Below are 10,305 nucleotides of genomic sequence, written 5' to 3' on the forward strand. Positions count from 1 at the left end.
GACTGGTGCCGTTCAAGCGGGACGCAACCGAGCTGGCGCGGAGGCGCACCTCCGCGGAGGCCCGGCCACGAGCGAAGCGACGTGGTTGGGCCGCAGCGGAGGTCACCGCAGCGCACGTGAGCGGAGGAGGACACGGCCTGGAGGTAGCCCGTGAGCCGCCAGGCGAGCGGGCTGCCGGAGGGCCGTGCCCGCACGGAGCGAACCAGAGACAACCTTCTGCCCCGACCCGATCCCAACTCAGTCGCTGCGCTTCGCCCGTAGCGGGCTCAGCAGGTCGGGATCGAGGACTGCTGGGGGCCGCCGAGCTTCTTCAGTGCGTCGAAGGCGCCCGAGAGCTTGTCCACCTTGACCAAGGTCAACCCGCTCGGGGCCGTCTTTTTCGCGTCGGTGCAGTTGTCCGCCGGGACGAGGAACACCGTCGCGCCCGAGCCGCGGGCGCCCAGGATCTTCTGCTGAATGCCCCCGATGGGGCCGACCTTGCCGGTGGCGTCGATCGTGCCGGTACCGGCGATGATCCGGCCGCCGGTGAGCTGCCCTGGCGTGAGCAGGTCGATGATGCCCAGCGCGAACATCAGCCCCGCGCTCGGGCCGCCGACGTCCGAGATGCGGATTCGGACGGTGAACGGATAAGACCGCTTCTCCGTCGTCGTGATCCCGATGATCGGCCGGCTCGCGTCGTCGGGGGCAGCCCTGGTGGTGATAACGGCCGTCGTCGACGTTCCCCCGCCGTTCGGCGAGGACGACGCCGTCGAGCCATGCCGAAAGGCGATCTTGATATCGTCGCCCGGCTTCGCCTTGCTGATCTCCTCGCGCAGCTCGGCCTGGGAATGTACCGGTGTGCCGTTGACCTCAGTGACGACGTCACCGGGTGACAGCTTGCCCGTCGCCGGCGAGTCCGCGGGCACGGAGACCACCACGACCGACGTGCCGGTGGACTCGATGCCGAGCTCGGTCAGGGCCGCCGCGGTCGCCTGATCCTGCGAGTCCAGCATCGCCTGGGTGTTCTCCTGCTGGATCTGCTCCTGCGACGAGCCAGGCGGCTCGATCAGCTCGCGGGGAACGACCGCGCGGTCCCCGTCGACCCAGTCCTCGAGGGCGCCCAGCAGGTTCAGCCGCGGCGTCTCCTCGACGGTGGTGAGCTCCAGCTTCCCGCTTGTCGGGTACGTCTGGCGTCCCTCGATGTCGATCAGCGTCACGCCCTTGACGCTGCCGAGCGTGTCCGTCACCGGCCCCGGGGCCAGCGTCACGAACGGCACCGGAAGCCACAGCCCCGCTATCCCCAGCACCAGCGCGAGCACCGACGCGACGACCAGGGTCTGAGTCCTGCGGGCCATGCCCCGCAGTCTACGTAGGCCTAGATCCCGACGATGGCTCCCGCCGACCGGCCAGGGCTCACAGGGAGATACCAGGCCTTGACCTGGGATATCCGCTCATCCGGCCGGGTGAGCGGACTCGCCCCCCTGCGGCCCGGTCACCTCGGGCGCCGCGGGCAGCCGCGCGCTCTCGGCATCCGTCGAGCCCTCTGGCGTCCGGCCCTCGACCACCCGCGCGGCCGGGACGACGGCTCCTACCCGCGGGGGCTCGCCCGGCTGCTCCGCCACCGCCTCGTAGGCGGGAGGCGTCGCCCCGGGCCCCCGAGCGATGTCGCCCGGATAGACGGCGTGCGCCTCGTGATGCCCGGCCGGGGGCCGAGGGGCCGCGCCAGCGACTCGGGTCCGGCGACCCCCCGCCTCGGCAGAGCGCCTCGCCGGCCCGAACCTTCTGGCAGGCCCGCCAGCGGGCCTCCCAGATCGGCTTCGCCAATCCGGCAGGAACCCCGGACTCCGCAAGCTCCATCGATCCGGCAGGAACCCCGGATCGGGCAGGAACCCCAGGCCGTGCCGGTCCGGCGGGGATTCCGCGGGAGGCCCAGGAGCCTCGGGCTCGTCCGAGGTGCCCACGGGAGCACCGCCGCCCTTCGGCGAGCTCCCCGAGGAGGGATCAACGGGTCTCGCGAGCGCGTCCATGCTCCGGCGGTAGCCCTCGATGGTGATCATCGCTTCTCGGGCTCGCTTCGGACGACCGCGCAACGCGGTCCACAACAGCGCCAGCAACAGCGCCGCGGGGGGAATCAGAAGCATCCACATGGCGGCCTCGACGCGAGGGGAGGGGGAAACGAGCGAGGGGGTTGACTAGGAAGGTTGGGATCAGCGCGGAGGTTGACCGGTCTCTGTCCAGGCCCAGCTCTATGGTAGGTGCCCAGCTGAGCAGGCGCCTACCCATTCCGCCGTGCCATCGGCGAACAGCTGCCGTTTCCAGATCGGAACCTGGCTCTTGACCTCGTCGATGAGCCGGCGGCACGCGTCGAAGGCCTCGGCCCGGTGCGCCGCCGACGCGGCGGCGACGACCGCGATGTCCCCGATCGCCAGCAGCCCGGTGCGGTGCACCACCGCGACCGCCAGGACTGGCTGGGCGGCGTCGTCGGCGACCTGGCGGGCGACGGCGGCCATCTCCCGTTCGGCGAGCGGGTGCGCGACATACTCCAGCTCGACGACCGGACGCCCGCCGTCTTGGTCCCGGACGGTCCCGACGAACAGGGCGGTACCGCCCGCCCCGGGCAACGAGACCATGGCCAGGCACTCATCCACCGACAGCGAGGAGTCCCGCAGCTCGGCGACGACCAGCGCGCGGCCGTCCGCATGGACCGGCGCGGCGGCCAGGGAGATGTCCATACTGCGACGGTAGCCGGTTTGACCGAGCCGGAGCCTTCCTGATCATGCGGCCGGGCGGCGGGCTGGCCCGGGCCCAACGGGTCAGGTTCCAGCCACGATCGGCCGCGCCTGTTTCCCTGCGTCCGCCGGACTACGGTAGATACATGTCCGCACAGCGCGCAGCAAGGGTGTCGAGCCGATGAGTAACCAGTTTCCCTTCGGCTTCACCCCAGGCAGTGGAGGCGGCGACCCAGAGCAGGGGCCCCTCGGCCCGTTCGGCGGCGCGGCGCCGTTCTTCGCCGAGCTGGAGAAGCTGCTGTCCTGGCAGGGCGGCCCGGTCAACTGGGAGCTCGCCCGGCAGGTGGCGGCGCGGACCGTCGGCTCCGACGACCCGGCGATCACCGCGGCGGACGAGGAGAACGTCGCCGGTGCGCTGCGCATCGCCGACCTCTGGCTCGACCCGGTCACGCCGCTGCCAGCCGGCGGAGCGACGGCGTGGGCCTGGTCCCGGCTGCGCTGGATCGACGCGACGCTCCCGGTCTGGCGGACGCTGTGCGACCCGGTCGCGACGAAGGTGGTCGAGGCGATGCGCGCCGGCCTGTCCGGCGGCCTCGCCCAGCTCGGCGGTGCCGAGGGCCTGCCACCGGAGCTCGCGGCGGCATTGCCGCCCGGCCTCGACCTCGGCCAGCTGATGGCCGCCGGCGGCCCGGTCGTCGAGATGATGAACCGGGTCGGCGGGATGCTGTTCGGCGCCCAGGTCGGCCAGGCGATCGGGACGCTCGCCGGGGAGGTCGTGTCCTCGACGGAGATCGGGCTTCCGCTGGCGCCGGCCGGGACGGCCGCGCTGTTGCCGGCGAACGTCGCCGCCTTCGGCGAGGGGCTCGGCATCGAGGCCGAGGAGGTCCGGATCTACCTGGCGCTGCGGGAGGCCACGGCGACCCGGCTGTTCGCCCACGTCCCGTGGCTGCGCGCGCACCTGCTCGGGACCGTGGAGGAGTACGCCCGGGGCATCACGGTCGACCAGGAGGCGCTGGGCCAGGTGATGCGGATGGTCGACCCGACCACGATCATGGATCCGCAGAAGCTCTCCGAGGCGCTCGGCGAGGACGTGTTCGCCGATGCCACGACGCCGGAGCAGGAGGCGGCGCTCGGCCGGTTGGAGGTCGCGCTCGCGCTCGTCGAAGGCTGGGTCGACCACGTGGCCGACATCGCGGCCAGCGAGCACCTGCCCGGCGCCGCCCGGCTGCGCGAGATGGTGCGCCGGCGGCGGGCCGAGGGCGGGCCGGCCGAGCAGACCTTCGCGACCCTGGTGGGCCTGTCCCTGCGGCCACGGCGGCTGCGAGAGGCCGCGGCGCTGTGGGAGGCGCTGAGGGTGGCGCGCGGCGCCGACGGGCGCGACGCCGTCTGGGGCCATCCGGACCTGCTGCCGTCGGCGGACGACCTGACCAACCCCGACGGGTTCGTCTCTGGAGCGACGGCGAGCCTGCTCGACCCGATCGCCGAGATCGAGAAGCTGCGGGACACGCCGCCCGAGGAGCCCGGACCCGACGCGTCGGCGTAGCCGGCACGTGATCCACCGGTCGATGCAGGAACGCGCGGGGTGCGTCCCAGCGCGGACACCTCTGGGTCAACGGTTACCAACCGGGACCAACCGGCCCGCTGCTCGATCCCGGGTGCCGTTAGGTCACACCGTCGCGTCGACTAGGCCGACCTAAGGCCATCTGAGCGTCACCATCGAGAAGCCCCCAGTAACCCGACTCTGCCGGAGATAGGAAAAGGGAGCGCCGGGCCCCGGCAGGGATTTCCCGTTCTTGCACGGCATGTATCCATGGCGCTCCGGAGCGGAGTATCGCCGCCGGCCGTGGGCGTCTCGTTCCAGGCGGACGCCGGACCCTCGGCGCGCGCGCCGGGCGGTCACCGCCGCCCGGACGGCGACCAGGGGGTCACGCCGCCGGCCGGCCCGCCGGCCTCGCCCGATGTCCGGCTGGGCAGGATGGGTCCCGCCGCCGTGCGACCGCCGGGCCCAGGAGACAAGACCTCTGGGTGGACAGGCGATCCAGGCGGCGGGCGCGGGCCCGGCCAGCTGAGGACCGGCCCCGCGCCCGAGACGGCCCGCGCCAGGGACAGGGACGCGATCGTGTTTCCCCCGCGCCCCCGGCTTGCGCCCGGGCAGGCGGCCAGCCGACGCGAGCCCACCCGGGTTCGGCGAAGCCGCCCGGCCGATGGCCGGCCCCCGGCCGTCTCGAACACCGTGTCCGAGCACCACTGGGCGTCCGCGCCCGGCGACGTGGCCGGGTGACGGACCTGGGAAGGGAGATCCGCGTGGCCGACAGCTACGAGGGCTACTGCGTCAAGTGCAAGGAGAAGCGCCACTACGAGGGTGAGGTGCGGATCAGCGAGTCGGGCCGACGGATGGCCAGGGGGACCTGCCCGGTCTGCGGATCGACGATCAACCGGATCCTCGGCAAGGCCTGACCGCCAGGCAGGGCGGATGCCGGCGGGCGCGGCGGAGGTGGGTCGCCGCGCCGCCGGTGGCGCGGCGACGGGCTGTCAAACGGCCGCCGTCCACAGTCGTCCCCGTAAGGATGCCGGGACCGCGGGCGGTGTGCGACCGTACGGGCTGCCGGGGCCGACGGCCCGCGGGATCGACGACGATCGCCCCGCGGTCGAAGGCCCCGGCGCCAGCCGCGGCGTCTCCCCGGGGGCTCGCGCCGACATCCCGCGACGCTCGTCCGCGCCTCGCCGTCCGCCAGACGGCACCGGCCCGGGCCAGGAGGTGCCCCCCATGCGCCCGGTGCTCAAGCCAGGTCTGCGCCGCCTGTGGCGGGACGGGTCCACCCTGCAGTTAGGGGTGGACCCGTCCCGCGCCCTCGTCCTGCCCGGGGTGACACCCGGGCTCGTCGCCGCGCTCGACGCCCTGGACGGCTCGCGTGCCGGCGCCCGGCCGGCCGCCGACGCGGACCAGACCACCACCACCGCGCTGCTCGGTCTGCTGGACGAGGCCAGGCTGCTCGACGATGCCGCGCCGGACGACGCCGAGGAACCACCGCTGCCCACCCTCGACCGGGACCGCCTGCGGCCGGATCTCGCCGCTCTCTCGCTTGCCACCAGCCATCCTGGTGGCGCGCGCCAGGTGCTCGCCGGGCGGCGGCGTGCCCGGGTCCGCGTCCGGGGCGCCGGTCGGGTCGGCGCGCACGTCGCCACGCTGCTCGCCGCCGCCGGCGTTGGGCGAGTGATCGTCGACGACGCGGGGCTGGCCGGTCCGGCCGACGTCTCCCCCGGTGGGCTGGGCCTCGACGCCATCGGCCGGCCGCGCGCGCTGGCCGCGATGGCGGCGCTGGGCCGGGTGACCCGGCCCCCGGCCCCGGCGGGCGTCGCGGCACCGTTCCACCCGGACCTGGTCGTGCTTGCCCCGGTCGGGCTGCCCGTACTGCGCCCCGACGAGTCACTGGAGCTGGCGCGCGGCGGCGTCCCCCATCTGCTCACGGGCGTCCGGGAGACCACCGGGGTGATCGGTCCGCTCGTCGTGCCCGGGCGAACGCCGTGCCTGCACTGTCAGCACCTGCACCGGTACGCGGCCGACGCGGCCTGGCCGCTGCTGGCCCTGCAGCTCGCCCGGCGCGCCGAGACCGGCCCGGACGCCTGTGATGTGACGCTCGCCGCGCAGGTCAGCGCGCTCACGGCCGCGCAGGCGCTGGCCTTCCTCGACGCCGGGGGCGCCCTCGAGACGCTGCCGGCCACGGCCGCGGGAACGCTGGAGATCGCGACCCCCGACTGGCGCATCCGCCGGCGCACCTGGCAGCCACACTCCGACTGCCCCTGCGGCGCAGCCGATACCTCGGCATAGCCGGCACCGCCGGGCAGAGCTCCCGGCCGCCCCCCATGCCCGATCGCAACGATCTTGACTCCGGCCACATTGCCGCGGAATGGTACGCCGGCTGGCCGCCCCGCCGGCCCGTGAGCTCCGAATCCGGGATGGCCACTCCGCGGGGGGTGGACGATAGGGGGGTGTCCGACATCCCCCGCCGGGCCGTCGTGCGGACGGCCCGGCTCGCCACGCTCCCCCTCGGCTACGCCGGCAGGGCGACGCTCGGCGTCGGCCGCCGCCTCGGCGGCCGGCCCGCCGAGGCCGTCGCGACCGAGCTCCAGCAGCGCACCGCCGAGCAGGTCTTCCGGGTCCTCGGCGAGCTCAAGGGCGGCGCGATGAAGCTCGGGCAGATGCTGTCGGTCTTCGAGGCGGCGCTGCCCGACGAGGTCGCCGGCCCCTACCGCGCGGCGCTGACCAAGCTGCAGGAGGCGGCCCCGCCGCTGCCCGCGGCGACCATCCGCAAGGTGCTCGCCGCCGAGCTGGGCCCGGACTGGCGGGAGCTGTTCGCGTCCTTCGACGACGTGCCCGCCGCCGCCGCCAGCATCGGGCAGGTCCACCGGGCGGTCTGGTCGGACGGCCGGCCCGTCGCGGTGAAGGTGCAGTATCCGGGCGCGGGCCCGGCGCTGCTGTCCGACCTGACCCAGCTCGGCCGCGCCGCGCGCCTGTTCGGCGTGCTCGCGCCGGGGCTGGACGTGAAGCCGCTGATCGAGGAGCTGCGGGCGCGGGTCGCCGAGGAGCTCGACTACCGGCTCGAGGCAAGCTGGCAGCGCGCGTTCGCCGAGGCCTACCAGGGGGACCCCGACATCGCCATCCCCTGGCCGCTCGCGGCCAGCGACCACGTGCTCGTGGCCGAATGGCTCGACGGCGTCCCACTCGCGGACGTCATCGCCGGCGGCGACCAGGCCCAGCGGGACCGGGCGGGGCTGCTGCTGTGCCGGTTCCTCTATTCCTGCCCGGCGCGCTCCGGGCTGCTGCACGCCGACCCGCACCCGGGCAACTTCCGGCTGCTGGCCGACGGCCGGCTCGGCGTGCTGGACTTCGGCGCGGTACAGCGGCTACCGGACGGGCTGCCCGAGGTGATGGGCCGGCTGACCCGGCTCGCGCTCGACGCGCGGCGCGCCACCGCCATCGCCATCGCCATCGCCACCGAGTCGAAGGGCACCAGCACGAATGACAGCGGCGTGAACGGGGCCGCGGCCCTCGCGGACGAGAACGCCGCGGCGCAGGTGGTCGAAGGGCTGCGCCGTGAGGGGTTCATCCGGCCCAACGTGACGGTCGACGCCCAGGAGCTGCTGGAGCATCTCGGCCCGTTGCTCGACGCGCTCGCCGAGAAGGAGTTCACATTCTCCCGTCAGTGGCTGCGAGCACAGGCGCTGCGGCTGGCCGACTGGCGCTCACCGGCCGCCCAGGTCTCCCGCCAGCTCAACCTGCCGCCGTCCTACCTGCTGATCCACCGGGTCACGATGAGCGGGATCGGTCTGCTCTGCCAGCTCGGTGCCACGACGTCGCTGCGGACGGAGATGGAACGCTGGCAGCCTGGCTTCGCCCCGCCCGGCTCGGCCGCCGCCCGGCACGCGGCCAGGGCGAACCGTCCAGGCCGCCCGCTGCCCACGATCGCCGTCGCGCCCGGCGGCGACGCCACCAGGACGCCGGCCGACCCGATCCTGTTCGGCCCGCCGCCCCAGCGCCGGGCCCGAGCGCCCCGCACGCCCAGGCCGCCGCGCCAACGCGGCGGCGAGAGCCCGGTGGACGAGCCAGGGCGCTAGCCCGCTGGCGCGCGGGACGCTAGCGCGCGGGACGCTAGCGCGCGGGACGCTAGCGCGCGGGACGCTAGCGCGCGGGACGCTAGCGCGCGGGACGCTAGCGCGCGGGACGCTAGCGCGCGGGACGCTAGCGCGCGGGACGCTAGCGCGCGGGACGCTAGCGCGCGGGACGCTAGCGCGCGGGACGCTAGCGCGCGGGACGCTAGCGCGCGGCCGCGGCGTCGCCGGAGCGACGCTGCTCGGGCGGGAGCTCGCTGTGGCCGCGGTCGTCGCGCTCGCCGAGGTAGAGGAAGCCGTACGCCTCGTCCCGGAAGGTGACGCCGGCGGTGCGCAACGCCTCGTTCCAGTCGCCGGTGCAGCTCGTCCGCGCGCCCTCACTGCCGTGATCGGCGGTGAGCAGGATCGTGACCCGCTCGGTGAGCCCGCGGGCGTCCAGCAGGTCCAGGAAGACGCCGAGGCGGCGGTCCGAGTCCAGGAGCGAGGCCCGGGACTGCGCCGAATACGGCCCTCCGCCGTGATGGCCGGTGTCGGTCACCGTCGTGTTCCACCAGGTGAAGGCCGGCGGGTCCTGGCTCTCCCACAGATCGAGCATCTGCTTGAGCCCGAGTGCGTCGACCCGGCTGGACCAGCCATAGTCCGCGTCCGCGGCCAGCCATTCCTGGCTGGTGTTCGGGTCGTCGTCGCCGCGCGGCAGATGGTCGGCCATGCCGCCGGCACCGTCGAGGCTCTCCAGCGCCCGGACCAGTTCGAACGTGGAGTAGGTCGCGCCTCGATCGATCGGCTCGTTCACGCACGCGGTCATCGCGCCCGGGCGGGCGGCGGCGATCACCTCGAACACGGTGCGCACACCGGGCCGCAGGTGCTGGCAGGCGGTGTGCCAGACGCGCACCTCGTTGGTGACGACCTGCTCACCGGTGGCACGGTCGAAGTAGACGTTGTTCAGGATGCCGTGCCGGCCGGGGCCGACGCCGGTGAGCGCCGACGTGTGGTTGGTGAGCGTGACGCTTGGGAACTCCGCCACCGCCCCGCCGGTCAGCGCGCAGCCGCGCGCGAGCAGCCTGGCGACGTTCGGCAGCCGGCCCTCCGCGGCCAGCGCGAGGAGGTCGTTGCAGTTGGTGCCGTCCCAGAGCAGGCCGACGACGTGACGCAGCGGCGCCATCCCGGCGAGGTCGTCGTCGAGCAGGTCGGCCAGCGCCGTGCCCTCGACACCCGGCATCGTCGCGCCCGCGAGCGCGGCCAGTGTCGGGGCGAGGTCCACGACCCGGGCGTGGCGCGCCAGCAGGCCGCGGGCGCGCACACCGGCGCCGGACAGCACCAGCGGGGCACGCGACTGGCCGGCGTCGAGTGATCCGTGCTCGCCGAGGTGGCCGCCGCGCTCCGGCCAGTAGTGGCCGGGCGTGTGCATGACGACGACGTCGGGCGACCGGGTCGGGTCGGCGAAGACCGAGGCGAGCCGTGGCCCGGCGAGCGGGTACGAGTTGCGCTCGTTCGGCGGCGACGGGTCGGCGAGCGCCGCGGTGCGCGGCACCGCGTGCAGCGGGTCCCGCGTCTCGACCGGGTTGCGGCCGCGCAGCACCTGCCACGGGCCGTCGGGCGCGGCGGCGGGTACCCGGGCCGCTCCGGCGGCGTTGGCGACGTGCAGCCAGCCGTCGTCGACCCAGGCGACCAGGTCGACGATGTGATCCAGCTCCGGGGCGGTCAGCACAGCAGTGGTCAGGGCCCGCTCGGCGGACCGCGACGAGGTGAGAGAGCCGGACGGGTTCCGCCCGGCCCCGGTCTGGACGGGGTAGGCCCGCTCGCTGCTCGGCACGATCGGAACACTACTGGCACACACCGTACCGACAGGCGACGTGCGCCTCACCCCCGAGGGGCGAATCACCGAACAGATGGAGCTGGGCGCGGGGGCCCCCCCCCCGGGGGGGGGCCCCCCGCCCCCCGGGGGGGGGGGGGGGCCGCGGGGGGGGGCCGGCCGGGGGGTGGTGAA

8 protein-coding genes are annotated in these 10,305 nt (G+C 74.7%); 4 read left to right on the forward strand and 4 right to left on the reverse strand.

The window, feature by feature from the left end; genetic code table 11:
• Positions 1-266 precede the first annotated feature (266 nt).
• The 3 genes from QOZ89_RS16465 to QOZ89_RS16475 form a co-directional block, all read right to left on the reverse strand.
• Positions 267-1,334 (reverse strand): YlbL family protein, encoded by a 1,068-nt coding sequence (locus QOZ89_RS16465; protein ID WP_071049973.1) that lies wholly within the window; start codon positions 1,332-1,334, stop codon positions 267-269.
• A gap of 96 nt (positions 1,335-1,430) precedes the next feature.
• Positions 1,431-1,601, reverse strand: coding sequence for a hypothetical protein (locus QOZ89_RS16470; RefSeq protein WP_312624165.1), 171 nt, complete (start codon positions 1,599-1,601; stop codon positions 1,431-1,433).
• Between the two features lie 624 nt (positions 1,602-2,225).
• On the reverse strand, positions 2,226-2,711 hold the full coding sequence (locus QOZ89_RS16475; RefSeq protein ID WP_071049972.1) for a molybdenum cofactor biosynthesis protein MoaE: 486 nt from the start codon (positions 2,709-2,711) through the stop codon (positions 2,226-2,228).
• A 178-nt stretch (positions 2,712-2,889) separates the two neighbouring features.
• Between QOZ89_RS16475 and QOZ89_RS16480 the strand changes: the two genes are divergently transcribed.
• The 4 genes from QOZ89_RS16480 to QOZ89_RS16495 all read left to right on the forward strand — a co-directional run bounded on the left by QOZ89_RS16480 (position 2,890) and on the right by QOZ89_RS16495 (position 8,324).
• Positions 2,890-4,251, forward strand: a complete 1,362-nt coding sequence (locus QOZ89_RS16480; protein ID WP_071049971.1) for a zinc-dependent metalloprotease — start codon at positions 2,890-2,892, stop codon at positions 4,249-4,251.
• Between the two features lie 734 nt (positions 4,252-4,985).
• On the forward strand, positions 4,986-5,165 hold the full coding sequence (locus QOZ89_RS16485; protein WP_071049969.1) for a DUF5679 domain-containing protein: 180 nt from the start codon (positions 4,986-4,988) through the stop codon (positions 5,163-5,165).
• A 310-nt stretch (positions 5,166-5,475) separates the two neighbouring features.
• On the forward strand, positions 5,476-6,537 hold the full coding sequence (locus QOZ89_RS16490) for a thiamine biosynthesis protein ThiF (protein ID WP_071050040.1): 1,062 nt from the start codon (positions 5,476-5,478) through the stop codon (positions 6,535-6,537).
• A 161-nt stretch (positions 6,538-6,698) separates the two neighbouring features.
• Positions 6,699-8,324 (forward strand): ABC1 kinase family protein, encoded by a 1,626-nt coding sequence (locus tag QOZ89_RS16495; RefSeq protein WP_071049968.1) that lies wholly within the window; start codon positions 6,699-6,701, stop codon positions 8,322-8,324.
• A gap of 199 nt (positions 8,325-8,523) precedes the next feature.
• Here QOZ89_RS16495 and QOZ89_RS16500 read toward each other — a convergent pair whose 3' ends face one another.
• On the reverse strand, positions 8,524-10,131 hold the full coding sequence (locus QOZ89_RS16500) for an alkaline phosphatase family protein (protein WP_241841872.1): 1,608 nt from the start codon (positions 10,129-10,131) through the stop codon (positions 8,524-8,526).
• Between the last annotated feature and the right edge of the window lie 174 nt (positions 10,132-10,305).

It is taken from the genome of Pseudofrankia coriaricola, from assembly GCF_032027725.1.
Classification (GTDB): domain Bacteria; phylum Actinomycetota; class Actinomycetes; order Frankiales; family Frankiaceae; genus Pseudofrankia.

What these genes read in the sequence shown, in the direction of transcription:
- QOZ89_RS16465 (WP_071049973.1), bottom strand. Translation starts at nt 1,334, where the DNA reads ATGGCCCGCAGGACTCAGACCCTGGTCGTCGCGTCGGTGCTCGCGCTG.
- QOZ89_RS16475 (WP_071049972.1), bottom strand. Translation starts at nt 2,711, where the DNA reads ATGGACATCTCCCTGGCCGCCGCGCCGGTCCATGCGGACGGCCGCGCG.
- QOZ89_RS16480 (WP_071049971.1), top strand. Translation starts at nt 2,890, where the DNA reads ATGAGTAACCAGTTTCCCTTCGGCTTCACCCCAGGCAGTGGAGGCGGC.
- QOZ89_RS16490 (WP_071050040.1), top strand. Translation starts at nt 5,476, where the DNA reads ATGCGCCCGGTGCTCAAGCCAGGTCTGCGCCGCCTGTGGCGGGACGGG.